Origin of the sequence: Micromonospora sp. D93 (genome assembly GCF_018070365.1) — a bacterium.
GTDB lineage: Bacteria > Actinomycetota > Actinomycetes > Mycobacteriales > Micromonosporaceae > Micromonospora > Micromonospora ureilytica.
On the sequence record NZ_JAGPXW010000003.1, the window covers coordinates 330,189 to 354,419 of the forward strand.

At 70.2% G+C, this 24,231-nt stretch carries 21 protein-coding genes; 7 read left to right on the forward strand and 14 right to left on the reverse strand.

Annotated features, from left to right (window positions below; translation table 11 throughout):
- Positions 1-13: 13 nt before the first annotated feature.
- The 11 genes from yjfF to KBX71_RS05940 all read right to left on the reverse strand — a co-directional run bounded on the left by yjfF (position 14) and on the right by KBX71_RS05940 (position 12,527).
- Positions 14-1,003, reverse strand: coding sequence for a galactofuranose ABC transporter, permease protein YjfF (gene yjfF, locus KBX71_RS05890; protein ID WP_210816955.1), 990 nt, complete (start codon positions 1,001-1,003; stop codon positions 14-16).
- Complete coding sequence (locus KBX71_RS05895; protein ID WP_210816957.1) at positions 1,000-2,070, reverse strand: ABC transporter permease; 1,071 nt, start codon at positions 2,068-2,070, stop codon at positions 1,000-1,002. Before KBX71_RS05895 ends, yjfF begins: the two co-directional genes overlap by 4 nt.
- Positions 2,067-3,608: a sugar ABC transporter ATP-binding protein gene (locus KBX71_RS05900; protein ID WP_124820271.1), complete on the reverse strand. Its 1,542-nt coding sequence runs from the start codon at positions 3,606-3,608 to the stop codon at positions 2,067-2,069. The genes KBX71_RS05895 and KBX71_RS05900 overlap by 4 nt, the downstream gene beginning before the upstream one ends.
- Positions 3,609-3,797: 189 nt before the next feature.
- A complete protein-coding gene (locus tag KBX71_RS05905) occupies positions 3,798-4,802 on the reverse strand; it encodes an ABC transporter substrate-binding protein (protein ID WP_374102581.1) in 1,005 nt (334 codons plus the stop codon).
- 128 nt (positions 4,803-4,930) lie between these two features.
- Positions 4,931-5,623 (reverse strand): L-ribulose-5-phosphate 4-epimerase, encoded by a 693-nt coding sequence (locus KBX71_RS05910; protein ID WP_210816959.1) that lies wholly within the window; start codon positions 5,621-5,623, stop codon positions 4,931-4,933.
- A complete protein-coding gene (gene araB / locus KBX71_RS05915; protein WP_210816961.1) occupies positions 5,620-7,302 on the reverse strand; it encodes a ribulokinase in 1,683 nt (560 codons plus the stop codon). Before araB ends, KBX71_RS05910 begins: the two co-directional genes overlap by 4 nt.
- Before the next feature lie 755 nt (positions 7,303-8,057).
- Positions 8,058-8,846 carry an ABC transporter permease gene (locus tag KBX71_RS05920; protein ID WP_210816963.1) on the reverse strand — a complete coding sequence of 263 codons (789 nt, stop codon included), beginning with the start codon at positions 8,844-8,846 and terminating at the stop codon, positions 8,058-8,060.
- Entirely contained in the window at positions 8,843-9,820 is a 978-nt protein-coding gene (locus tag KBX71_RS05925) for an ATP-binding cassette domain-containing protein (RefSeq protein WP_210816969.1), read from the reverse strand. Before KBX71_RS05925 ends, KBX71_RS05920 begins: the two co-directional genes overlap by 4 nt.
- A 32-nt stretch (positions 9,821-9,852) precedes the next feature.
- Positions 9,853-10,695, reverse strand: coding sequence for a DUF4097 family beta strand repeat-containing protein (locus tag KBX71_RS05930; RefSeq protein WP_210816971.1), 843 nt, complete (start codon positions 10,693-10,695; stop codon positions 9,853-9,855).
- A gap of 73 nt (positions 10,696-10,768) precedes the next feature.
- Complete coding sequence (locus KBX71_RS05935) at positions 10,769-11,293, reverse strand: hypothetical protein (RefSeq protein WP_210816972.1); 525 nt, start codon at positions 11,291-11,293, stop codon at positions 10,769-10,771.
- Positions 11,294-11,384: 91 nt separating this feature from the next.
- Complete coding sequence (locus KBX71_RS05940) at positions 11,385-12,527, reverse strand: FUSC family protein (protein ID WP_210816973.1); 1,143 nt, start codon at positions 12,525-12,527, stop codon at positions 11,385-11,387.
- A 331-nt stretch (positions 12,528-12,858) separates the two neighbouring features.
- Here KBX71_RS05940 and KBX71_RS05945 point away from each other — a divergent pair, with 331 nt between their 5' ends.
- Complete coding sequence (locus KBX71_RS05945) at positions 12,859-15,090, forward strand: hypothetical protein (RefSeq protein ID WP_210816974.1); 2,232 nt, start codon at positions 12,859-12,861, stop codon at positions 15,088-15,090.
- A gap of 6 nt (positions 15,091-15,096) precedes the next feature.
- Here the strand turns inward: KBX71_RS05945 and KBX71_RS05950 are convergent, their stop codons facing one another.
- Positions 15,097-15,852 carry an SDR family oxidoreductase gene (locus KBX71_RS05950; protein ID WP_210816975.1) on the reverse strand — a complete coding sequence of 252 codons (756 nt, stop codon included), beginning with the start codon at positions 15,850-15,852 and terminating at the stop codon, positions 15,097-15,099.
- Between the two features lie 119 nt (positions 15,853-15,971).
- Between KBX71_RS05950 and KBX71_RS05955 the strand changes: the two genes are divergently transcribed.
- Together KBX71_RS05955 and KBX71_RS05960 are read left to right on the forward strand one after the other, a co-directional pair.
- A complete protein-coding gene (locus tag KBX71_RS05955; RefSeq protein WP_307846974.1) occupies positions 15,972-16,625 on the forward strand; it encodes a methyltransferase domain-containing protein in 654 nt (217 codons plus the stop codon).
- A 230-nt stretch (positions 16,626-16,855) separates the two neighbouring features.
- Positions 16,856-18,010, forward strand: coding sequence for an ice-binding family protein (locus KBX71_RS05960; protein ID WP_210816977.1), 1,155 nt, complete (start codon positions 16,856-16,858; stop codon positions 18,008-18,010).
- Positions 18,011-18,135: 125 nt separating this feature from the next.
- Here KBX71_RS05960 and KBX71_RS05965 read toward each other — a convergent pair whose 3' ends face one another.
- On the reverse strand, positions 18,136-18,666 hold the full coding sequence (locus KBX71_RS05965) for an AAA family ATPase (protein WP_210816979.1): 531 nt from the start codon (positions 18,664-18,666) through the stop codon (positions 18,136-18,138).
- A 171-nt stretch (positions 18,667-18,837) separates the two neighbouring features.
- Between KBX71_RS05965 and KBX71_RS05970 the strand changes: the two genes are divergently transcribed.
- Positions 18,838-20,016 carry an RNA ligase RtcB family protein gene (locus KBX71_RS05970; protein WP_210816981.1) on the forward strand — a complete coding sequence of 393 codons (1,179 nt, stop codon included), beginning with the start codon at positions 18,838-18,840 and terminating at the stop codon, positions 20,014-20,016.
- On the forward strand, positions 20,013-20,630 hold the full coding sequence (gene prfH / locus KBX71_RS05975) for a peptide chain release factor H (RefSeq protein WP_210816983.1): 618 nt from the start codon (positions 20,013-20,015) through the stop codon (positions 20,628-20,630). The genes KBX71_RS05970 and prfH overlap by 4 nt, the downstream gene beginning before the upstream one ends.
- Positions 20,631-20,646: 16 nt before the next feature.
- On the opposite strand, the gene KBX71_RS05980 is transcribed toward prfH, so the two are convergent.
- On the reverse strand, positions 20,647-21,552 hold the full coding sequence (locus KBX71_RS05980) for an alpha/beta fold hydrolase (protein ID WP_210816986.1): 906 nt from the start codon (positions 21,550-21,552) through the stop codon (positions 20,647-20,649).
- 161 nt (positions 21,553-21,713) lie between these two features.
- Between KBX71_RS05980 and KBX71_RS34510 the strand changes: the two genes are divergently transcribed.
- Both KBX71_RS34510 and KBX71_RS05990 read left to right on the forward strand, forming a co-directional pair.
- Positions 21,714-23,084 carry a bacterial Ig-like domain-containing protein gene (locus KBX71_RS34510; protein WP_210816988.1) on the forward strand — a complete coding sequence of 457 codons (1,371 nt, stop codon included), beginning with the start codon at positions 21,714-21,716 and terminating at the stop codon, positions 23,082-23,084.
- Positions 23,085-23,107: 23 nt separating this feature from the next.
- Entirely contained in the window at positions 23,108-23,938 is an 831-nt protein-coding gene (locus KBX71_RS05990) for a PIG-L family deacetylase (RefSeq protein WP_210816995.1), read from the forward strand.
- Positions 23,939-24,231 lie beyond the last annotated feature (293 nt).

Below are 24,231 nucleotides of genomic sequence, written 5' to 3' on the forward strand. Positions count from 1 at the left end.
GCGAGAGGGGCGGTCACTTGTAACGGATTCCGATGAGGCGCTGCAGGAGGATGAACGCGAAGAGCAGGCCGCCAATCACGATCTTGGTCCACCAGGAGTTCAGGCTCCCATCGAAGGTGATAAGGGTCTGGATCACGCCCAGGACCAGTACGCCGAGCACCGTGCCGAAAACGTAACCCGCGCCGCCGGTGAGCACCGTGCCACCGATGACGACGGCGGCGATGACGTCCAGCTCCATCCCCACCGCGATCAGAGGCGCGCCGGAGAGGGTGTAGAAGGACAGCAGGATCCCGCCGATGGCCGAGCACAGGCCACTGATCGTGTAGACGGCGATCCGGGTCCGCCCCACCGGCAGGCCCATCAGCAGCGCCGACTGCGGGTTGCCGCCGATGGCGTACACGTTGCGGCCCAACCGGGTGTAGGCAAGCGTGTACGCGGCGATGACGACCACCACGAAGGCGATCAGCACGCTGACCGACACGAAGTTGCCCTGCGGGTTACCGATCCGCTCCTGCGACATCGAGGTCCAGAACCCGTCGGTGATCGGGATCGACGCGCCGGAGATGAACGTGCACATGCCCCGGGCGAAGAACATCCCGGCGAGCGTGACGATGAACGGCTGGATCTCGAAGAAGTGGATGACGCAGCCCATCAACAGGCCGAGCGTCGGGCCGATGAGCAGCGCGATGACGAGCACCAGCGCCGCCGGCATGCCGTCCTGCAGCAACGCGGCCGACACCATCGCCGTCATGGCCACGACCGACCCGACCGACAGGTCGATACCACCGGTGAGGATCACGAAGGTCATGCCCACCGCGACGACGAGCAGGAAGCCGTTGTCGATGAACACGTTGAAGATGACCTGGACGTTGGAGAACGCCGAGTACTGCGAAACGCCGATGCCGTACATCACCAGCAGCAGGGCGAGCGTCGCCAGGACCGGTATCTGCTTCCTCGGCAGCCGGAACCGGGTACGACCGGCGGTAAGCGTTCCAGTGGTCATGCCGGCACCTGCTCCTTCGGCTTGTCGGCGATGTTGGCGGCCGGCGGGGCGTTGCGCCTACGGCGGCCGAACCGGGCCCGGAAGGCCGGTGCCTGGATGAGGCAGACGGCGATGACGACCACCGCTTTGAACAGCAGCGAGGTCTGCGGTGAGATGTTCATGGCGTACACCGTGGTGGTCAGGGTCTGGATGATCAGCGCGCCGATGATCGTGCCGCTGAGGAAGAACCGCCCTCCCGCGAGGGACGTACCGCCGATGACGACAGCGAGGATCGCGTCCAGTTCGACCCAGAGGCCGGCGGCGTTGCCGTCGGCGCTGGAGACGTTGGCCGTCATCATGAAGCCGGCGATAGCGGCGCACGCGGCGCTGATCACGTACGCGAGGAAGATGACCCGGCTAGACCGGATGCCGGCGAGCCGGCTGGCCACCGCGTTGCCGCCCACCGACTCGATGATCATGCCGAGTGCGGTGCGCCGGGTGAACGCGGCGACCAGCAGGGCCGCCGCGAGGGCGATGAAGATGGCCAGCGGCAGGGTCAACGCGTGGCCCAGGCCGATCGCCCGGTACGGCTCGGAGTTGATGGTGATGATCTGGCCCTCGGTGATCAGCTGGGCGAGACCCCGGCCGGCGACCATCAGGATCAGGGTGGCGATGATCGGTTGGATGCCGATCACGGCCACCAGCACCCCGTTCCAGGCGCCGAGCACGAGCGACACCCCCATCGCCATCGCGAGGGCGGTCACCACCACGCCGACGCTGTTCTGGTCGGGCTGCTTGCTGATGTACATGCAGGCGATCGCGCCGCTGATAGCGCAGAGCGAGCCGACCGACAGGTCGATGCCGCCGGTCGAGATGACCAGGGTCATGCCCAACGCGACGAGGATCAGTGGTGCGCTCAGCCGCAGGATGTCGATCGGCGTGCCGTACAGGTGCCCGTCCTTGAGCTCGATGGACAGGAACCCGGGCCGGTAGATCGTGTTCGCGGCGAGCATGACGAAGAGCACGGCGGCGGGCCAGAACAGCCGGTGACCCATCATCGTCCGATAGCGGCTCATGGTGTCGTTCATCGGTCTGCCTCCTCCCGGTGCGATCCGCTGGCGATGGTCTGCATGATGCGGTCGGCGTCGAGGCTCTCGTCGTTGGCGAGCTGCGCGACCATCTGCCGGTCCCGCATAACGGCCACCTTGTGGCTGAGGCGCAGCACCTCCTCCAGCTCGGCGGAGATGAACAGCACCGCCATGCCCCCGTCGGACAACTGCGTCACGAGCTTCTGGATCTCGGTCTTCGCGCCGATGTCGATGCCCCGGGTCGGCTCGTCGAGGATCAGCAGTCGTGGCTCGGTGATCAGCCACCGGGCCAGCAGCACCTTCTGCTGGTTGCCGCCGGAGAGGTTGCGTACCGGAACCTCCGGGTCGGCGGGCCGGATGTTGAGGGCCTTGACGTACTTGTCGACCAGCTCGTCCTGGCGACGACGCGGAATGGGCCGCAGCCAGCCGCGGGCCGCCTGCATGGCGAGGATCATGTTCTCGCGGACCGACAGGTCGGCGACGATCCCCTCCGCGCGGCGGTTCTCCGAGCAGAAGCCCACGCCGTGGTCGATGGCCTGGGCGGGGGTGCGCAGGCTGCTCGCCGTGCCGTCGACCGCGACCTGACCGCCGTCGGTCCGGTCGGCGCCGAACAACAACCGCGCGACCTCGGTACGCCCCGAGCCCAGCAGGCCGGCCAGGCCCACCACCTCGCCGGCGTGGATGGTGAGGCTGAACGGCTCGACAGCGCCCGCCCGACCGAAGTTCGACACCGCCACCAGCGGGGTGCCCTCCTCGAGCGCGGCCAGGTCTCGCCGGGAGTGCTCCTCGATGCCCTCCAGGACGTCGAGTTCCTTGCCGATCATCTTCTCGACCAGGGAGAGCTGGGGCAGCTCGGTGGTGAGGTACTCGCCGACGAGCCCACCGTTGCGCAGCACGGTGATCCGGTCGGCGATCTCGTAGACCTGGTCGAGGAAGTGGGTCACGAACAGGATGGCGATGCCCTGGTCGCGCAGTTGCCGCATGATGCGGAACAGCTGCGCCACCTCGCTGGCGTCGAGGCTGGACGTCGGCTCGTCCAGGATCAGCACCCGGGCCTTGATGTCGATGGCGCGGGCGATGGCGACCATCTGCTGGATCGCCAGGGAGTACGAGCCGAGCGGCGCGCTGACGTCTAGGTCGAGGTCGAGGCGGGTCAGCAGCGCTCGGGCGCGGCGGCGAACCTCACCCCAACGGACCGCGCCGAGGAGTCGAGGCTCACGGCCGATGAAGATGTTCTCCGCCACCGACAGGTTGGTGCAGAGGTTGACCTCCTGGAACACGGTGCTCACACCGGCGGCGGTCGCCTGCATCGGCCCGGTGAACGACACGGGCTCGCCATCGAGGGTGATCGCGCCCTCGTCGGTGTCGTAGACGCCTGTCAACACCTTGATGAGTGTCGACTTGCCGGCGCCGTTCTCGCCCATCAGGGCGTGCACCTCGCCGGGGAAAAGCTGGAAGTTGACGTCGTGGAGTGCACGCACCCCGGGGAAGGACTTGCTGATCCCGGTCATCGTCAGGACCGGACGGCTATCCGTCATCCCATCAGACCTCTTCTGGGTTGTCGACACGGAAGGGCCGCTACGCTCCCGCCGCGCCCGCCCGGTCGTCCCCTGGGGGCCGCTCGGGCGGGCGCGGTTCGGAGGTCGTCGCGGGCCAAGCCCGGTCCGTTTCGGGTAGGAAAGCGACGCGGCGGGGCCGCCACGCGAGCGCGGCGACCCCGTCGTCGATCAGTACTTACGGTTGGGCAGAGCTTCCTTGGCCTGCTCGGACGTGAAGGTGGTCTCCTGCGTCTCGATCCGAGCAGGCACCTCCTGGCCGTCCTTGACCTTCTTGGCGAGGTCCATCAGCTGTGGGCCGAGCAGCGGGCTGCACTCCGCGATGAAGTTGAACTTCCCGTCGGCGAGAGCCTGCATGCCGTCCTTGACAGCGTCGATCGTGATGATGGTGATGTCCTTGCCCGGCACCTTGCCCGCGGCGGTGATCGCCTCGAGAGCACCCAGGCCCATGTCGTCGTTGTGCGCGAACAGCACGTCGATCTTCGGGTTGGCCTTGAGGAACTGCTCCATGACCTGCTTACCGCCGGCCCGGGTGAAGTCGCCCGTCTGCGACGCGATGACCTTCAGGTTCGGGTTGGCGGCGATCGCCTCGGCGAAGCCCTTCTTGCGATCGTTCGCCGGTGCCGCGCCGGTGCTGCCCTGCAGCTCGACGATGTTCACGGGACCCGAGGCGGTCTTCTTCTGCTCGACCAGCCACTCACCCGCGAGCTTGCCCTCCTTGACGAAGTCCGAGCCGAGGAAGGTCTTGTACAGCGACTTGTCGGCCGAGTCCACCGAGCGGTCGGTCAGGATGACCGGAATCTTGGCGTCCTTGGCCTCCTTGAGCACGGTGTCCCACCCGGACTCGACCACCGGCGAGAAGGCGATCACGTCGACCTTCTGCTGGATGTAGTTGCGGATCGCCTTGATCTGGTTTTCCTGCTTCTGCTGTGCGTCGTCGAACTTCAGCTCGATTCCGGCTGCCGTGGCGGCCTCCTTGATCGAGATGGTGTTCGCCGTACGCCATCCGCTCTCCGCGCCGACCTGGGAGAAGCCCATCGTGATCTTGCCGTCGTCCTTGGTGCCGCCGCCGCCCGTGTCACTGTTGCCGCAGGCCGCCACGCCGCCGACCAGCAGCACGCTGGCGAGGACCGCGGCAGCGCGCCACGGAGCGGACTGCGTTCGCATCTTTCCCATCGAATCTCCTTGGCTGGATGTGGTGGGTAACCGCGCCGACCGCCGAGGTGCGAAAGAGCGGCGAACGCGGGTGGTGCGTGCTGGTGCGTCGTGGTGCAGACCGACGGGCCCGGATGATCGGTGCAGGGTCAGGAACCCGCTGGTGCGACTGGTTGTTGGCCGTAGACGTTCTGGTAGCGGTCGTAGAGGGAGTCGATGTCGGCCTGCGCCATCGGGACCGGCTGCCCGAGGGTGTGGGCCAGGTGCGCGGTACGGGCCACGTCCTCGCACATGACCGCCGCCTTGACCGCCGCGCGGGCGTCGCGGCCGATGGTGAACACGCCGTGGTTACGCATCAGCACCGCGGGCGAGCGATGCCCGGAGAGCGTGGCGACGATGCCCTTGCCGATGTCGTCGCCGCCGATCAGCGCGAACGGGCCGATCGGGATCTCCCCGCCGAACTCGTCGGCCTGCGCGGTGAGGTGGCAGGGGATCGACTCCCCACACGCGGCCCAGGCGGTCGCGTACGAGCTGTGCGTGTGCACGACCCCGCCGACCTCGGGCATGGCCCGGTAGACGTAGGCGTGGGCGGCGGTGTCGCTGGACGGGGCGAAGTCGCCCTCGACGAGAACGCCGTCGAGGTCGCACACCACCATCGTGGCCGCGGTGAGGTCGTCGTAGCTGACCCCACTCGGCTTGATCACCATCAGATCCTGGCCGGGGACCCGCGCGGAGACGTTGCCGGACGTCCAGGCGACCAGGTTGTACCGGGTCAGCTCGGCGTGCAGGCGGGCGACGGTCTCGCGCAGCCCGCCGATCTGTCGGGTCACCTCGGCGTTCACGCCACCACCTCCAGCGGGGCCTCGTGCGTGGCCGCGGCGGTCTCGACCGCCGCGTTGCGGATCGCCCGAAGGCGGAGCATGACGTCGTTGCCGCCGCGACCGAAGTGGTCGTGCAGCGCCCGGTACTCGGCGTAGAGAGCGTCGTAGGCGCGCGCCCGCTCGGGGTCCGGACGGTAGACGGCCTCGTGCACCCGACCCATCGCCTGCGACGCCTCGTGGATCGAGGGGAACTCACCGGCGGCGACGGCGGCGTGGATCGCCGAGCCCAGCGCCGGCCCCTGCGCCGAGGCGATGATGTTCAGCGGTCGCCTGGTCACGTCGGCGTAGATCTGCATGAGCAGCGCGTTGTTGGTCAGACCACCGGCGATCACCAGGTCGTTCACCGGGACTCCGGCGTCGACGAACGCCTCGATGATCATCCGGGTGCCGTACGCGGTGGACTCCAACAGGGCCCGGTAGATGTCCTGCGGCCGGGTGGCCAGGGTCATGCCGACGACCATCCCGCTGAGGTCGTGGTTGACAAGCAGGGAACGGTTGCCGTTCCACCAGTCCAGGGCGATCAGGCCGTGCGCGCCGACGGGCTGACTCGCGGCCAACTCGGTGAGGCGTTCGTGCGAGTCGATCCCGGCCGGGGCGGCGTGCTCGACGAACCAGCCGAAGATGTCACCGACGCCGCTCTGCCCGGCCTCGTAACCCCACGCGCCAGGGCTGATGCCGCCGTCCACGACACCGCACATGCCGGCCACCTCGGCGACCTCCGCCCCGTTGACGACGTGGCAGGTCGAGGTGCCCATGATGGCGACCAGACGACCGGGCTCCACCGCCTGCGCGGACGCCGCGGTGACGTGCGCGTCGACGTTGCCGACGGCCACCGCGATCCCCTCCGGCAGACCGGTCCATGCGGCGGCCTGGGCGGTGAGCGCGCCGGCCCGGGCGCCGAGGGGCAGCAACGGGCCGTCCAACTTGGCCACGAAGTCGCCGAAGTCGGGGTTGAGCGCGGTCAGGAAGCCCTCGGAGGGATAGTGACCATCCTGCAGGATGCCCTTGTATCCGGCCGTGCAGACGTTGCGGGTCTCGGCGCCGCAGAGCTGCCAGACGATCCAGTCGGCCGCCTCGATGAAGCGCTCGGCCCGGTCGTAGACCTCCGGGTCCTCCTCCAGGATCTGCAGGCCCTTGGCGTACTGCCACTCGGCGGAGATCTTCCCGCCGTACCGGCCGATCCACGGCTCGGCCCGCTCGTGGGCCAGCGCGTTGATCCGGTCGGCGTGCGGCTGCGCGGCGTGGTGCTTCCACAGCTTGACCCAGGCGTGCGGTCGGTCGCGCAACTCGGGCGTCTCGCACAGCGGGGTGCCGTCGGCGAGCGTCGGCAGCACGGTGCAGGCGGTGAAGTCGATGCCGATGCCGACCACCGCCGCCGGGTCCACCCCCGCGGCGGCAACCGCCGCCGGGACGGCGTACCGCAGCACGTCGCGGTAGTCCTGCGGGTTCTGCAGGGCCCAGTCCGGGGGTAGCGATCGACCCCCCGGGAGCGCCGTGCTCATCACGCCATCGCCGTACTCGTGCACCGCGGTCCCCAACTCGGCACCATCGCCGACACGGACCACCAGAGCTCGCCCGGACAGGGTGCCGTAGTCGACACCGACGACGTAGCGGTCGTCAGCTCCGTCCACACGGTTCATGTTCACCTCCACCGTTAACGGGGATAGTGTTAACGCTCACATCCAGGCTCGTCAAGACATCTACCCGCAACAGCTCCGTAACGGAACGCAGAAGGCGGACCGACTCGGGAGGGTCGATAGCGGACCGGTGCAAAACGCGCGATTCCGGCGTCAACCGTGGCAGACATGCGACGAAAGGGGCTACCTCATGGAATCGCTGCCGCCCGGGAATCCCTCGACAGGTGGGGCGGCAGGGTCACCGCGCCGGACACTGCGGGACGACCGTGCGATAGCGACCACGTAACTTTCGGCGGTGATGGCAGCGATAACATCGGCCGGGCGTCGCGCTCGCGTGCTCAGATCCGCGCCACGGCCATAGATGACCATACGGGCTCATGACTGAGCACTCCGGAGGGGCGAGCCGCGCCGCGCGCAGCCGGCCGACGTGACTGTGTTATCGATAACATTCAACGTCTTGGTGCGCCCCCGTCGCCCGGGTCGGCCGCCCTTCGGACCGCGCCGGCGAAAAAGGTCCACTCGTGTTTCCTGAAGTCGTGGGGTCCGCGGCGGCACGACCGGCCGGCTCCACGACATCGGAGCCGATCATGTGATCATCCGTCGGTCCGCAAGCGGATCATGCGATGATCGCCGGCCCGCGGCCCGATCACGCGCTCGCCCCGGTCCTCAGGTCGCATGACGCCACGAGCCGGCGGCCCGACCCCGCTGGGCCGAGCCGCCGGCTCTCTCTCGCGATGCGAAACCGCGGGCCGTTCGGATCAGGACGTCCGGTTGCGGTTGTACAGAGCCTTGGCCCAGAGGAAGCAGCCAACGGTGATGACGGCGCACCAGACGACCGCGATGATCCCGTTGTTCCCGATCCCGGTGCCCAGGAGCAGGCCGCGAAGGGTCTCCATGACCGGCGTGAAGGGCTGGTACTCCGCGAACAACCGCACCGCGGCCGGCATGGAGTCGGTGGGGACGAACCCGCTGCCGAGGAACGGCAGGAGGATCAGGGGCATGGGCAGGTTGCTGGCCGTCTCGACGCTGTCACTGACCAGACCGAGGGCGACGGACAGCCAGGTGAGCGCAAAAGTGATCATTGCGAGCACGCCGACCGCGGCGAGCCATTCGACAGCGTTGGCCGTGGGCCGGAACCCGACCAGCAGCGCCACGACGGTGACGGCCGCGAGGCTGAGCATGGTCTGGACCAGGCTGCCCAGTACGTGGCCCGTCAGCACCGACGGTCGGAAGATCGACATCGTCCGGAACCGGGCGATGATCCCCTCGGTCATGTCCATCGCGACCGAGATGGCCGTGCCCTGCGCGGCGCTGACCACAGTGATGAGCAGGATGCCGGGGGTGACGTAGTTGGCGTACTGGGAACGGTCGCCGGTCGGGCCGAGGCCGGCGCCGAGCGTGCCGCCGAAGACGTAGACGAAGAGCAGCAGGATGATGATCGGGATGCCGATGAGCAGGAACGTCATCGACGGGTACCGCCGCATGTGCAGCAGGTTGCGCCGCAGCATGGTGCTCGAGTCGCGGACGGCGAGGGAGAGGGTGCTCATCGCGCGGGAGCCCTTTCGTGGTCGGGTCGGTCGGCCCGGGTGTCGGGCTGACCGGTGAGGGTGAGGAAGACGTCGTCGAGGTCGGGGGTGTGCACGGAGAGCCCCGCAACGCCGATCGAGGCGCCGTCGAGCTGGTCGAGCAGGGATCGCAGCGACCCGACCCCGCCGTCACTCGGCACCTGGAGGGTGAGCGCCGCGTCGTCCCGGGTGCCGGCCTCGAACGTTCGGGCGGCCGAGTCGAGCCCCTCCTGGTCGGCGAACTGCAACATGACGTGGCCGCCCGGGATGAGCCGCTTGAGCTCGCGTGGCGTGCCCTCGGCGATCAGTCGGCCGTGGTCGAGGAACGCCACCCGGTCGGCGAGCTGGTCGGCCTCCTCCAGGTACTGCGTGGTGAGCAGGATGGTGACGCCCTCGGCGGCGAGTGCGCGGATGATGTGCCACATGGCCCGGCGGCTGCGCGGGTCGAGGCCGGTGGTCGGCTCGTCGAGGAAGATGACGCGGGGCTCGCCGACCAGGGTCATCGCGAGGTCGAGCCGGCGGCGCATGCCACCGGAGTACGTCGACACCGGCTTGGCCGCCGCCTCGGTCAGGTCGAACTGGTCGAGCAGGTCGGCGATCCGTCGCCGACCGGCGGCCCTGTCCAGGTGGCACAGGTCGGCCATCAGGGTCAGGTTCTCCCGACCGGTGAGCAGGTTGTCGACGGCGGAGAACTGGCCGGTGACGCCGATCAGCGCGCGTACCGCGTCGGGCTCTCGGGTCAGGTCGTGGCCGAAGACGCGGGCGTTACCGCCGTCGGCGTCGATCAGGGTGGAGAGGATCTGCACTGTGGTGGTCTTGCCGGCGCCGTTGGGACCGAGCAACGCGAAGATCGTGCCCTCGGTGATCATCAGGTCGATGCCGTTCAGCACGACCTTGTCGCCGTAGGACTTGCGCAGGTCGGTGGCGACGATCGCGGGGTTCATGGAGCTGGTCATGGTCTCCTCATTTGTGGTCGGCGGGCTGTGGGTCAGGCGCGGCGGATCATGATGTCGCCGTAGGAGGTGTTCGCCCGGACCTCGACCGTCTCGTCGGTCTGCGCCGGGCTGTCGGTCGACTCCAGCGCGTTGTGCACGCGGCCGTGCTTGGAACTGACGTCGAGCCAGGCGGCGGTCCCGCGACGGATGCCAACCTCGATCGCGCCGAAGGAGGTCTGTGCGTCGACCGCGCCGCGGGTGACCTCGCCCAGCCGGAGGTTGCCGTAGGCGGTGCGCGCCGTCACCGAGGCCTGTGAGGCGTCCACCGTGATGTCGCCGTAGGCCGTGTTGATCCGGACGTCGCCACCGCTGCGGCCGATCCAGCAGTCGCCGGACGAGTTCTTGATCTCGGCGGTGCCGTCGACAGCGCCGATGCGCACCTTGCCGGACGAGGCCTTCACCCGGGCGGAGCCCAGCACATGCTCGACCGCCACGTCGCCGTGGCTACTGTCGATCTCCAACGGTCCGGTCTCGTCGAGTCGGATGCCGCTGCCGGTCTTGATCCGACACTCGCCGAGCCGACCCTCGCAGCGGAACGCCGCCCACGCCGCCTCGGCGTACACCCGTGACCCGGTCGGCACCTCGATCTGGACGTCGACCGACGGCCCGGGGCCGAAACCGTAGCGGCGCCAACTCTTAGGCACCCGGATCACCAGTCGCCCGGCGGCGAACTCGACGGTGCTCTGTTCGGCGGCGCTCACGTCGGCCTTGCTCGACGGGTCACGGGGCCGCACCGTCACCACCGTGTCGGTGCGGTCGCTCGCGGCGATCCAGGCATCGCCGATCGGCAGCTCGATCTGGACGGAAATCGGTTCTGGCGTCTCGAAAACAGGCATGGTGGTCTCCCGAAATGTGGTCGGCGGAGGTCGCCGCTGGTCAGCGGCGTGATGGTGGAAGGGGTACGGGGAGTTAGCGGGCCCAGCCGGTGAAGTGCTGGCCGGAGGTCGGCTCCACCCGGCGCGGTGGACGACGCTGCGTGTCGCCCGCCCCGATGGCACCGGCGACAGCGCGCACCAGCCAGGCGTTGACCGAGAGCCCGGCGCGGCCGGCGGCGTCCTCGACGCTGGCCTTCAGGTGATCGGGGAGCCGCAGGTTGATCCGCGAGGTGCCGCCCTCCTCACCGTCGGGCACGGACACCGGCACCGACAGCGGTGGCGGGCCGCTCGGCTCGCTCGTCACCTCGACCGGCGGGCTGGCCGGCGTCACCACGAAGTCGGGCTCGCGCCCGCGCAACCGAACGTGCACCGAGCCGGGTGCGAGGTCACGGGTGATCTCGTCGGCCGCGTCGGACAGCGCTTCCAGCAGCGTGAGGCGGGTGGCCGCCTCCAACTGCGCGAAGAGTCGTTCGGCCAGCGCTCTGGCCTCCGGGTCCACGCCCTCCGCGGCCACGGCGAACTCGTTACGCAGGTTCTCGACGTATGACCTCAGCTCCATGGCACCATCATGGCACCACTCTGGCTCAGAATGCAACAGTCATGGCTCAAGAAGGTGCCTCCGTCTGGCTCCGCTGCGGGTCACCAGGCTCTCAAAGATCGCCAAAAACCCTTCGGACCAGGTGATTCGCGTCCTCTTGACGCAGGCCGGAGGCGACCAGGAGGTCACTGACGGTCGTCCGGACCTGTGCCACCACGACCGCACCGGAGAAGCCGACACCGTCCCGATAGGCGTGCCCGGCCGTCCGGACCGCCCGCAGTGCCTGCTCGCGCGCCCGATTCGGCTCAGCGCCCGCAGCGAACTGCCGCTTGAGCAGGCGGACGGCCTCGGCGAGATCGGCCACCGCCGTCGGCAACGACTCCGGCACCGGCTCGCCGTCCTCGATGAGCGTCACCGAACGTCGGATCAGGGTGCCGCTGTTGCGCATCGCCCGGTCGATCGGCTCCGCCGCCTGCGCGTAGCGGCCCACCGGACCGTGCCGTTGGTGCCAGTAGACAGGTGAGAGGACGCTCGCCTCCCGGGCACCCTGGGTCGCCTCGACGAACGCCTTCAACCGGCCGGCGCTCTGTCGCAGCTCACCCCGGGCGGTACGGGCGCGATCGGCGTCACGCTCGGTCAACGCCTCGGCGGTGGCATCGAGCTGGGCCGCCAGCAGATCCAACGCCGGCCGCGCGGCCCGGTTGAGCACCCGCAGCGGATTCAGCGGCAGCAAAACGGCGGTGACCAGCAGCGCCACCCCTCCCCCGATGAGCGCGTCCACGAACCGGGGGATCTCCAGATCACGGACGGCCGGGCTGAGCGTGGCGATGAGCACAGCCGTCGCCCCGGCCTGGACCACCACCGCCGCGCTGCCCACGAGGAAGAGGGCGACGACGATCGCCAGCACGACGATCAGGGCGAGCTGCCACCACCCGGTGCCGATCACCACCAGCAGCAGGTCGCCGATCAACACCCCGACCGTGACACCGATGATCAGCTCGACGGTGCGACGCAACCGCTGGCCGACGGACGCGGCGAGCGTCGAGACGGCGGAGATCGGCGCGAAGACCGGCTGCGACACCTGCAGCAGCGAGTGCGCCACGAACCAGGACAGCCCTGCCGCCAGGCCGGCCTGCAGGGCGAGGCCGCCGATGGTCCGTACCCGGCGGACCCGGTCGCGCCAGGTTTCCACCACGCGGTCCCGAAGCCGCACGGTCGACGGGCCCGCGTCCGCTCCGCGCCGGGCAGCGACCATGGCGGCACCTACCCCGCCACGACCCGATCAATCCTCGCCGGCACGGGCCGGCCGCGCTCAGCGCGAGGTGAGCGCCCTCCCGGCGTACGCCCAGAGCCGGTCGGCCGTGGAACGACGTACCCGAACCGACGACGCCCGCCGGTCGGGCCCGGCCGGGGCGGGGCGGGGCGGGGCGGTAGCCGCCCCGACCCGCCGCGATTGAGGGCGTCCGGTTCGGGTAGACCCCGCTCTGCCGTCGCCGCGGTCGGCGGCCACGGCGCGTGCCATCGGGGCCGGGTCGCGGGACAAGGGCTGCGAGACGCCTCGGGGGATATCGGATGGATCAGCGCGGTTGAGCGGGCCGGACAGCTCCGGTGAGGTCGTGGAGCTACGGGTGCACGGAGTCTCCGGCGCGAGCGCCGCACAGGTGCTGGACCTGCAACAGACCGGGCAGGTCGCCGGTGACCGCAGTGGCGGGTTCTACCGGCCGCGCCCCCGATACTCGGACACCGGCGTGCACGGGGTGACGCTGGAGGCGTACCGCTGGGGTGACCTGCCCTCCGGGACCGTGGCCCGCACCCTGGCGGTGGTCTTCCTGCTCCCCTTCATGCTGGTCAACGTCGCGATCTGGATGCGCCCGGCGAACCCCGGCTCCGAGGCGACGGTCAAGTCGCTGTGCCGGCTGCTGGCGCTCACGCTCACCGTGCTGTACGTGCTCGCCATCGCCGGGGTCGCCCTGGACCTCGTCGGTTGGAAGTGCCTGGCCTCGACGGACTGCCTGTCCGGACGCAGTTGGTTGTCGTGGTTCGGTGGACGGCCGATCGGGCTGCGGATGGCGGTGCTAGCGGTGGTCCCGGCCGCCGCGATCGGCCTGATCTGGCGGGTCAGCTGCCGTCCGGGGCGGACGTTCGAGGCGTTTCGCGCACCCGATGAGAACATCTCCGCGTCCCGACTCGGCACAGTCGGTCAGTGGGACGCCGAGCCGCTGGTGGGCCGGTTGCGCGCCATCCACGTAGCGGCCGCCTTCGCGACGCTGGACCTCGTCCTGCTCCTGGCCCGCGGCGCGGGTGGCACCTCGGCGGCCACTATCGCGCTGACGGCGGTCACCGGGGTGATCCTGACGGGCTGCGTGGGGCTGCTCTGCACGCCGCCGCTGATCGACCGGGCCGCCGGCGACAAACGACTCGACCGGGTCACCCGCACCCTGCGGACCGCTGCCATGATCCTGACCGTCGTCGTCGTGGCACACGTGCTGACCAGCTCTCGGCCGTGGCCGGAAGAGCACGGGCTCCCCGGTTACGACACGACCCTGGCCGGTCTGTTCGTGGCGCAGACGACGCTGTTGGCCGCCCTCGGCGTGGTGCTGCTCTGGCACCGGCGCCGGGAGCGCGACGGCACCCCGCTGTTCGGGCTGGGCGCTCTGGTCGTCGCCGCCACCGGGATCAGCATGGCGGTGGCGTACTCCGCCGAGCTGGTCTACCGGGTGGCGGACTTCCTGGACCGCGACGTGCCGACCGGAGAGGGCATCGCCTCCGGCCCGCCCCGGGCCTACACCTGGGCGATCTACGGCTTCTTCCGCGCCCTGCTGATCACGGTCGTCGTCGCTGGCCTCGTCGTCCTGCTCTCCCGCCGGAGTCGACGTCGGGCCGCGGCGGCGATCGTCGCGCGTGACTTCCCCGACCCGCCGGCCGAGGCAGGGCCCCGACTGCGGCAGGTCCGAGACGCGATAGCCCGGGCTCGCTTCACCGAGAAACTGGTGCCACTGGCCGTGCTCTACGGCTGTCTCGCCGGTCTCGCCACGGCCACCACCACCGTCGGCCTGCTGGGGCAGTTCCCGAGCGACGTCATCGAGCGGAACGCGAGGTTGCCGGCGGACGCGGTCACGTTCGGCATCGCGTTCGGTAGCTGGGTGATCGCGGCGATCATCCTCGGTCTGATCATCGGCGGCATCTTCGCGTACCGGACCGAGTCGTACCGCCGGCACATCGGTGTCCTCTGGGACCTGGGCACCTTCTGGCCCCGGGCCGCCCACCCGTTCGCGCCGCCCTGCTACTCCGAGCGGGCTGTGCCGGAGCTGGTCCGCCGGATCACCTACCTCGTCGAACGCGGCGACACGGTGCTGCTCACCGGGCACAGCCACGGCTCGGTCCTGCTCGCCGCCACGGTGCTCCAACTGCCGCCGCAGATCAGCGACCGGGTCGCCCTGCTCACCCATGGATCACCGCTACGCCGCCTCTACGCCCGGCTCTTCCCCGCCTACGTCGACGACGCGGCACTGCGCGAGATCGGCCGTCGGGTGGGCTGGCGCTGGGTGAACCTGTGGCGCGACACCGACCCGATCGGCGGCTGGATCTTCTCACCGCAGCCGTCACCCGGGCCGGCCACCAGCGGCGACCCGGCTGCCGGAATGGATCGCCGACAGCGTGATCCGCGCGACGTGGTGACGCCCCCCGGGGACAGCGTCTCCCCACCCATCCACGGTCACTGGCCGGGTGAGTCCGACGAGCCGTTCGCCGAGGTGGTAAGGGAGTTGGTGCGACGCCTCGGTGGGCGGGCCGACCCGCCCGGGACGCCGAGGTGGTAGGCCGGCTCACTGCCCCCGGCTCGCCCGCGTACGCCAGTCGTCCAGGCTGGTGCCGGGGATGCGCGCGCCGTCGGCGGGGACGAGCGAGCGTTCGCCCAGCTTGGCGCCGAAGTACCGGGCGTCGGGGTCGGTCACCACCGAACGACGGTCCTGCTGGTCGGCGAGGAGGGATCGGCCCAACTCGTCGAGGCGGAACTGCTCCGGGCCGGCGACCTCGACCACGGAGTTCGTCGGCGCGCCGAGCACGACCTCGGCCACCGCGGCCGCGACGTCGTCCGCAGCCATCGGCTGAATGAGCACCGGCGCGAGGTGCACGGTGTCGCCGTCCGTGGCGGTGTCGATGATGCCTTGGAGGAACTCGAAGAACTGGGTGGCGTGCACCACCGAGTACGGGAGTCCGGACGCGACGATGAGCCTCTCCTGGGAGACCTTCGCGCGCATGTACCCGCTGTCCGGGATCCGGTCGCACCCCACGATGGAGAGCGCCACGTAGTGATTCACCCCGGCGGCCGACGCGGCGGCGAGGAGCGTCCGGGTGGATGTCTCGAAGAACTCCAGCACGGCGGCGTCCTCGAACGACGGCGAGTTCGACACGTCGACGACAACCTCGGCGCCGGTGAGCACATCGGCCACTCCCTCGCCGGTCAGGGTGTTCACGCCGGTCTTCGGCGATGCCGGCACCGCCTCGTGGCCCTGACCACCGAGGCGGTCCACGAGCTTGGAACCGATGAGGCCGCTGCCCCCGATGACGACGATCTTCATGCTCGCACCACGTCCTGTCTGCGCTGGGTTGGATCGTGCTGCCAATCAGTAAGACGGAAAGCGTGCGCGGATGAAGGACAATCGCCGGAGAACGGTTCAACGGAGATCAGGAGGTCGACGTGGCCACGGTGTCCCACCCCGTGCACGCCCGGTTGTACGAGCGGCTCAGCGTCGCCATGGACCGCGCCGGCACGGCGGCGTTCCGGCGAGAGTTGGTCGCCGGCCTGTCCGGCCGGGTGATCGAGATCGGTGCGGGCAACGGGCGGATGTTCTCCCACTATCCGCCGGGGGTGACCCAGGTCCTCGCGGTCGAACCGGAACGGCGCCTCCGTGCCGCTGCCGAGCGCGCCGCGTCGGACGCGCCGGTTCCGGTCACTGTCGTCGACGGTCTGGCCGAGGCGCTGCCCGCCGGGGACGGCGAGTTCGACGCGGCGGTGGTCGCGTTGGTGTTGTGCACCGTGCCCGATCAGGCGAGCGCGTTGGCCGAGATCAGCCGGGTGCTGCGCCCCGGGGGCCAGGTGCGGTTCTTCGAACACGTGGCCGCCGAGGAGGCCACACGTCTGCACCGCGCCCAACGACTCGTCGACGCCACACTGTGGCCGAAGCTGTTCGCCGGTTGCCACACCAATCGCGACACCGTCGCCGCCATCGGCGCGGCTGGCTTCGAGGTGGAGGCGCTGCGCACGTTCCGTTTCCCGGCCACCAGCAACAGCCCCTCCTCCCCCTGCGTCCTCGGCCGCGCGATCAGGCCGGTCCCGGCGGTCCGGCGATAGGCCGAGGTTCGCTCGACCGCTTCCCCCACCCGCCGTGGGAACGGCGAACAGGAATGCGAAGGTCGCTCCAATTCAGATAGATGCACTTTGGCTATTGTCCCAATTTGCCCTCATTTGAACAGCTGACGTGATGTGGTGGTCAGCGCGCTTATCGGCGCCATACAGGCCGTATCACGCAGGGCGCCACTCGCTGGCCGTCTCCTGCGAGTAGTACCCACGGAGGGTGTTCTGTGACAGCTATACCCAAGAATTGGCTACGGCGGCGAGTGGTCCTGCCGTCGCTCGCGGCTGGCGCAGCCGCCACTGTGGCAGCCAGCCTGCTGCTCTTCAGCTCGACCGCCGCCAACGCACAGGAGGCACCGGTCAACCTCGGGACGGCGGCCGACTTCTCCGTCCTGGCCGGAGCGGAGCCCACCAACACCGGCCCCAGCTTCCTGGCCCAGAGCCTCGGGCGGTTCCCCGGGAACACCGCCTCCGGCTTCGGAACGGCAACCATCGGCGGCGAGGTGCACCTCGGCGACGCCGTCGCACTCCAGGCCCAGAGCGACCTGACCATCGCCTTCAACGACGCCGCGGGCCGGACTCCGTTCACCAACCTCCCGGCCGAGCTGGGTGGCAACACGCTCAACGAAGGGGTCTACCGGATCGGGGCCGCCCAACTGACCGGAGCGTTGACGCTCAACGGCCAGGGCGACCCGTCGGCCGTGTTCATCTTCCAGGTCGACTCCTCGCTGACGACGGCGTCGAACAGCAGCGTCGTCCTGACCAACGGGGCGTCGGCCTGCAACGTGTTCTGGAAGATCGGCAGCTCGGCGACGATCGGCACCGGCACCACCTTCGTGGGCACCATCATGGCCCAGGCCGCGATCACGCTGGCCACGGGCGCGACCCTCCAGGGCCGCGCGCTGGCCCGCACCGAGGCCGTCACCCTGGACACCAACGTCATCAGCGCACCGGTCTGCGCCGCGCCGAGCGGCCCGCCCGGACCCAGCGGGCCGCCCGGTCCGTCCGGCAGCCCTGGCGCGCCCGGCAGCCCCGGCGCACCCGGAAGCCCCGGAGCACCCGGAAGCCCTGGCGCGCCCGGCAGCCCCGGAGCACCTGGCAGCCCCGGAGCACCCGGCAGCCCCGGAGCACCCGGCAGCCCCGGAGCACCCGGTAGCCCCGGAGCACCCGGAAGCCCCGGCGCACCTGGTAGCCCCGGAGCACCTGGCCCGTCCGGACCCGCTGGACCACCTGGTCGACCCGGTGGTCCGGGCGGCAAGCACCCCATCCTGCCGGTGACCGGTGGCGGTGTGGTCCCGACCATGACCGGCGTCGGAAGCGCGATGGTCGTACTCGGCGCGGTCGCGTTCCTCCTCGCGCGGCGTCGACGCCTGGAGTCCTGATCGACGGCCCGGCCGGCGCACTGCCGGCCGGGCCACCCGACGTCGCCGGCCCGCACCCCCCCAGGGGGTGGGCCGGCGCCCTCAAAGCCCTGGCCCGTCAGTCGGTGCGCCGCCGCCCCACGGCTTCACCGGCGGGGCAGCCCGGTCAGCCAGACGTCCAGGTCCGCCGGGGAGCGCAGTAACACCACCGGCGGCGCGGACGGGTCCGCCCGCCAGGCCCGCATCCGCCGTCGAGCCCGGCCGAACGCCGTGACGTGCCACACCAGGATCGAGTCCGGGGACAGCACGCTGCCCAGTGACTCGCGGTTGCCGTTGCAGATCACCTCGCCGGTGACCACTCGGCGGACAGTGCGGCGGAGCAACCGTCCGAACGAACGCCACCGTGGATAGTCCAGGCCGACGACCAGGTCGGCGCGGGCCATCGGGACGTCCCGCCAACCGTGGTACGCCCCGTCGATGATCCAGCGGTCCCGTCGACAGATCTCCTCGATCCGGCTGCGCTGCTCAGCGACCGGCACCTCCACCCAGCCCGGTTGCCAGAGCAGGTCGTCCACCGGATACCAGGGCAGTCCGAGGTGCTCGGCCAGCCGCGCCGCGAGGGTGGACTTGCCGGAGCCGTACACCCCGTAGACCAGGATGCGGCGCGGTGCGCTCATCGCGGCAGCGTACGTCGCGAAGAAAAATCGGTTGTCGTGCCCGACGCGCCTCGGCCAGAGTGACGTCCATGACGTACTGACGGACACCACCCCCTGCTCCGCGCCACCGGTGATGCCTCCCGGGGCCGTGACGCCGTCCGTTCCCACGTTCGCAGCGAGAAGTGAGCCCCCTTGTCCCAGCACCACCTCCCCCTGCCCCCGCCCGCCCCGGCCACCGTCACGGTGTTCGCCTCTCCCGCGAGCTGGATCGAGTCCGAAGCGCTCGCGCAGTGCCAACAGGTCGCCGCCCTGGACGGCATGCTGCACGTCGCCGCGATGCCGGATCTGCATCCCGGCAAGGGCGCGCCGATCGGCGCGGCCATGGCGTCGACAGTGCTGTACCCGTTCCTGGTGGGCTCCGACATCGGCTGCGGCATCGCCGTGTTTCCGATCAAGCTCAAGCGTGCCGTACCGGAACGGCTCGCCACCCGGTTCCCCGACCTCGACCAGGCGCTCGACCCGGTACGGGACGTCGGCGACCCCGCCTGGGCCGCCGTCGACTGTGATGTTCCGGCGGGTCACCTGGACGGTCTCGGGACGGTGGGCCGGGGCAACCACTTCGTGGAGCTGGCCCGCGTCGACACCATCCTCGACGCCTGTCACGCGGGTCGGCTCGGGCTCGATGTGGGCGATCTCGTGCTCATCGTGCACAGCGGTTCCCGTGGTCTGGGCGAGCGGATCCTGCGGGCGCACACCGAGGTCCACGGCGCCGGGGCGGCTCCCGACCCCGCCGCCTACCTGAGCATGCACGACGACGCGGTGCGCTGGGGATCGCTCAACCGCCGGGTCCTGGCCGCCCGGGTGGCGTACGCGCTGGGGGCCGAGCCCACCGCGCCGATCGTCGACCAGTGCCACAACCTGGTCGAGGTCCGGGACGGGGTCTACCTGCACCGCAAGGGCGCGGCGCCGGGCGACGGGCGCGACGTCCTGATCGCCGGTACCCGGGGAACGGCGTCCTACCTGGTGGCCGCGCACGCCGGGCCGGACGCCAACCACTCCGTGGCCCATGGCGCTGGACGCAAGATGTCCCGCGCCGACGCCCTGCGGCGAGGCCGGGCCAAGCACACGGTCGAGGAGCTGCGCCGTACCCCGGTGGGGTCGCTTGTGGTCTGTGGTGACCGGCAGCTGCTCTTCGAGGAGGCGCCCACGGCGTACAAGCGCATCGAGCAGGTGATCGCGGACCTGGTCGAGCACCACCTGGCCACGCCGGTGGTCAGCACGACTCCCCTGGTCACCTACAAGACGCCCGATCTCGGGTCCGCCGCGCGACCGGACCGGCGGGGCCACCGCGGCCGGCGAGGCCGGTCGTGAGCGCGTCCCTGCTGCTGTCGGCCGGGCGTGGGCCGCTGGAGTGCGCCTGGGCGCTGAGTCAGCTGCTGCACCGTCTGCGCGGCGAGGGCACCCGCCGAGGTCTGACGATCCAGGAGGTTCAGGCGGTGCGCGGTGACCGCGCCGGCACCTACCGGTCGGTGCTGATCCGGATCTCCGGCGTCGACGCCGAGGCGTTCGCGGCCTCGTGGACCGGGACGCTGTGCTGGCAGGCCCCCAGCCCGTACCGGTCGGGCACCGGCCGCAAGAACTGGTACGTCACCGCCCAGCCGCCCGAACGCGACGCTCGGCCGACGGCGTTCCGCGAGGCGGACGTCGACATCGTCGCCTGCCGCACCGGCGGGCCGGGTGGTCAGCACCGGAACAAGGCCAGCACGGCGGTACGCGCAACGCACCGCCCCTCGGGCCTGGTGGTCGTGGTGGACGAGGAGCGGCAGTTCAGTCTCAACCGCCGGATCGCCCTGGACCTGCTGCGCCAACGCGTCGAGCAGGGCGACAAGGCGGCGCGGCGTGCCGTCACCACCGCCCGGTGGCGCATCCACGACGGGCTGGTTCGCGGCGACCCGGTGCGGGTGGAACGTCCGACGCCCCGGTGATCGGGAGGTCGTCGACTCAGACCTCCAGCACCGCGTCCGCGAAGGCCTGCGGCGCTTCCTGCGGCAGGTTGTGCCCGACGCCGCCCCCGACGGTCCGGTGCTCGTACCGGCCGGCGAACTGCTTGCCGTAGACGCTGGGCTCCAGGTGCGGCGCGCCGTTGGCATCGCCCTCCAGGGAGATGCTGGGCACCGTGATCTTCGGCTTCGCGGCCAGGCGCTTCTCGATCTCGTCGTACTGCGGCTCACCGTCGGCGAGGGCGAGCCGCCAGCGGTAGTTGTGGATGACGATGGCAACGTGGTCGGGGTTGTCGAACGCCGCCGCGCTGCGGTCGAACGTCGCGTCGTCGAACGTCCACCTGGGCGACGCGGTGTGCCAGATCAGCTTGGCGAAGTCGCGCCGGTTCCTGTCGTACCCTTCCCGACCGCGCTCGGTGGCGAAGTAGTACTGGTACCACCACGCGAGTTCCGCCTTCGGCGGCAACGGCACAGTGCCCGACTTCTGGCCGTCGATCAGGTAGCCGCTCACCGAGACCAGCCCCCGGCAGCGTTCGGGCCACAACGCGGCGACGACATCGGCGGTCCGCGCGCCCCAGTCGAACCCGGCGAGCGTCGCGGTGTCGATCTTCAGGGCGTCCATCAGGGCGATGAGGTCGAGCCCCATGGCCGCCGGCTCGCCGTTTCGCATCGTGTCGTCGGAGAGGAACCGGGTCGTGCCGTAGCCCCGCAGGTACGGGACGACGACCCGGTGACCGGCGGCGGTGAGCAGCGGTACGACGTCGACGAAGCTGTGGATGTCGTAGGGCCACCCGTGCAGGAGGATCACCGGGTCCCCGTCGGGCGGCCCGGCGTCCACGTATCCGACGTTCAGGACTCCGGCCTCGACCTGTCGCAGGTCGGTGAACCCGCCAGCGGCCCTTGCCATCGACTTCTCCCCGCGTCCGGACCTGCTCGGATGTGCTGGCCACGGCTGAATCTAACGACCTGCCCGGAGCCTGAGCACCGTTCACACAAGGACCGCTCGGCGGATGCCGAACTGGGTAAAATGCCAACTCCGGCGAGCCCTAGGTGGCGGAAGGTGATCGGGTGACACAGACCGAGGAGCGCCCCAGGGTCACGCTGGCCCCGTTCTCGCGCTACGGCATGGTCAACTTTGCTCGGTCCAACAGCCAGGCGGGGCAGCAGCTCTATTTCGCGGCGAGCATCGGCAACGATCCGACCAGCTGGACCGCGGTCAATGACGGGCAGGCGGTGCTCCGGTCCGCCAGGGGCATGCACGCCCTTCGCGACCCGTCCATCGTCCGCTCCCCGGAGGGGGACAGGTTCTATCTCGTCGCCACCGATCTGAACGTCGATGGCCGGGCGTACGGGTGGCAGGGCTGGGACTGGGCGCAGAGCGGCGCGAGCCGGCACATCGAGGTGTGGGAGTCCACCGACCTGCGGACCTGGTCCGAGCAGCGACACGTGCTGGTGGCCCCGGAAGAGGCAGGCATGGCGTTCGCCCCGGAGGCCATCTGGGACGAGTCGATCGGCGCCTACGTCGTCTACTGGACCTCGTCGATGTACGCCCCCGGCACGTACTACACACCGGATCGCACCGATCCGCGTGGCCGCTTCCCGCTCACCCGGAACCAGACCCTCTACAGCACCACCCGGGACTTCGTGACGTTCACGCCGGCGCGGGTGATGAGCAACCGCCCCCACCACGGGACGCTGGACGCGGTGATCCTCCGGGACGACACCGACGGGTCGTACCACCGTTTCGTCAGCGACCGCACGTCCACCGGCGTCGGGGTCACACCGTACGTCCCGTCGTGCGGCTCGGAGGACATCTATCAGGAGCGGTCGTCCTCCATCCTCGCTCCGCCGGAGGAGTGGGAACTGGTGGCGAGCTGCATCACCCACCGGGCGATGAACACCACCTACGCCGAGGCGCCGATGGTGGTCAAGGCGAACCCCGGTGACGTACGCGGACCGGGCTACTACCTCTGGGCCGACCAGATCTGGGCCGGGTCGCCCTCCGGTAGGCACCTGGAGGAGCAGTTGCACCCGTACTGGAGCGCGGACCTCGCGTCGGGCGACTGGACGCCCATCGACTGGAGTCGGAAGCCCGCATACGACCTGGCGGACGGCGTGCTGCGCCACGGGACCGTCTTCGCCCTCACCCAGGCGGAGCACGCCGCGATGCGGGGCGCCGACCTGACGAGCGTCGCGGTGCGGAAGCCACCGAGCAGGACCACGTACGCCGTCGGCGAGCCCCTCGACCGCACGGGTCTCGTGGTCACGGCCGACTACACCGACGGGGTGCGGGACGAGATACTGGCGCACGGCCACGGCGGGTACACGGTTTCGGGGTACGACCCCACCACCGCAGGTACGCAGACCGTCATCGTGTCGTACTCGGTGGTCGGGATGACGAGGACCGACTCCTTCCCGGTGGAGGTCGTAGGGTCGTAGCCGGAGGACCGTAGGGTGATGGCATGGCTGAGCGACCTCTGACCCTGATGGCGGTGCACGCCCACCCCGACGACGAGGCGACGAGCACCGGTGGTGTTCTTGCCCGCTACGCCGCCGAGGGGGTAACGACCGTGCTGGTGACCTGCACCGACGGGCGATGCGGGGATGGCCCGGGTGGGGTCAAGCCGGGCGAGGAGGGGCACGACCCGGCCGCCGTCGTGGCGATGCGTCAGGCCGAGTTGGAGGCCAGCTGCGCGACTCTGAACGTCACCCACCTGGAGACCCTCGGCTACGCCGACTCCGGGATGATGGGCTGGCCGACAAACGACCTGCCCGGCGCGTTCTGGACGACGCCGGTGGTGGACGCGGCGGCCCGGCTCGCGGAGCTGATTCGGCGGTACCAGCCGGACGTGATCGTCACGTACGACGAGAACGGTTTCTACGGCCACCCGGATCACATCCAGGCCCACCGGATCACCATGGCCGCCGTCGAGCAGACCGACGTCCCGGCGAAGGTCTACTGGACCACGGTGCCGCGTACGGCGTTCGAGCAGTTCGGTCGGATCATGAAGGAGCTCGGCGTCGAGTGGGCCGAGCCGGACGCGGCGGATGAGCCGGGGCCGCAGCTCGGCCTTCCCGACGACGAGATCACCACCTGGGTGGACACGAGCAAGTACGGCGCGCAGAAGTTCGACGCGCTGGCCACTCACGCCAGTCAGACCGAGAACATCTTCTTCCTGCAACTGGGCCAGGAGCGGTTCACCGAGCTGATGGGCGTGGAGACATTCCTCCGGGTCCGGGACCGGACCGGCGCGCCGATTCCCGAGGACGACCTCTTCGCCGGTCTGCGCTGACCGGTCTCCCCCAGCGGCACCAGGCATCGTCGGCCCTCGCGTCGACGATGCCTGCGGCGTGCGTCGTGCCGACGTCACCGAGCGCGGCGTGCCGCCGGTTGCCGGCCTGCGGCCGCCGAAAGTTTCGACCGCTGGCCGCTCAGGGCTGGGCAGGTCATGTGATGAATTTCCGGAAGTTTTCAGCGTTGACGCCCAGACATAGATCGGCTTAACGTTTCGAGCAAGTTTCCGGTTTCCGGCCGGAACTACCGGCGTCACCCCACCAACGCCGGACCCTCACCTCCTAGATCGAC

What these genes read in the sequence shown, in the direction of transcription:
- yjfF (WP_210816955.1), bottom strand. Translation starts at nt 1,003, where the DNA reads ATGACCACTGGAACGCTTACCGCCGGTCGTACCCGGTTCCGGCTGCCG.
- KBX71_RS05895 (WP_210816957.1), bottom strand. Translation starts at nt 2,070, where the DNA reads ATGAACGACACCATGAGCCGCTATCGGACGATGATGGGTCACCGGCTG.
- KBX71_RS05900 (WP_124820271.1), bottom strand. Translation starts at nt 3,608, where the DNA reads ATGACGGATAGCCGTCCGGTCCTGACGATGACCGGGATCAGCAAGTCC.
- KBX71_RS05905 (WP_374102581.1), bottom strand. Translation starts at nt 4,802, where the DNA reads ATGGGAAAGATGCGAACGCAGTCCGCTCCGTGGCGCGCTGCCGCGGTC.
- araB (WP_210816961.1), bottom strand. Translation starts at nt 7,302, where the DNA reads ATGAACCGTGTGGACGGAGCTGACGACCGCTACGTCGTCGGTGTCGAC.
- KBX71_RS05920 (WP_210816963.1), bottom strand. Translation starts at nt 8,846, where the DNA reads ATGAGCACCCTCTCCCTCGCCGTCCGCGACTCGAGCACCATGCTGCGG.
- KBX71_RS05925 (WP_210816969.1), bottom strand. Translation starts at nt 9,820, where the DNA reads ATGACCAGCTCCATGAACCCCGCGATCGTCGCCACCGACCTGCGCAAG.
- KBX71_RS05930 (WP_210816971.1), bottom strand. Translation starts at nt 10,695, where the DNA reads ATGCCTGTTTTCGAGACGCCAGAACCGATTTCCGTCCAGATCGAGCTG.
- KBX71_RS05935 (WP_210816972.1), bottom strand. Translation starts at nt 11,293, where the DNA reads ATGGAGCTGAGGTCATACGTCGAGAACCTGCGTAACGAGTTCGCCGTG.
- KBX71_RS05940 (WP_210816973.1), bottom strand. Translation starts at nt 12,527, where the DNA reads ATGGTCGCTGCCCGGCGCGGAGCGGACGCGGGCCCGTCGACCGTGCGG.
- KBX71_RS05950 (WP_210816975.1), bottom strand. Translation starts at nt 15,852, where the DNA reads ATGAAGATCGTCGTCATCGGGGGCAGCGGCCTCATCGGTTCCAAGCTC.
- KBX71_RS05965 (WP_210816979.1), bottom strand. Translation starts at nt 18,666, where the DNA reads ATGAGCGCACCGCGCCGCATCCTGGTCTACGGGGTGTACGGCTCCGGC.
- KBX71_RS05980 (WP_210816986.1), bottom strand. Translation starts at nt 21,552, where the DNA reads ATGGCAAGGGCCGCTGGCGGGTTCACCGACCTGCGACAGGTCGAGGCC.
- KBX71_RS05990 (WP_210816995.1), top strand. Translation starts at nt 23,108, where the DNA reads ATGGCTGAGCGACCTCTGACCCTGATGGCGGTGCACGCCCACCCCGAC.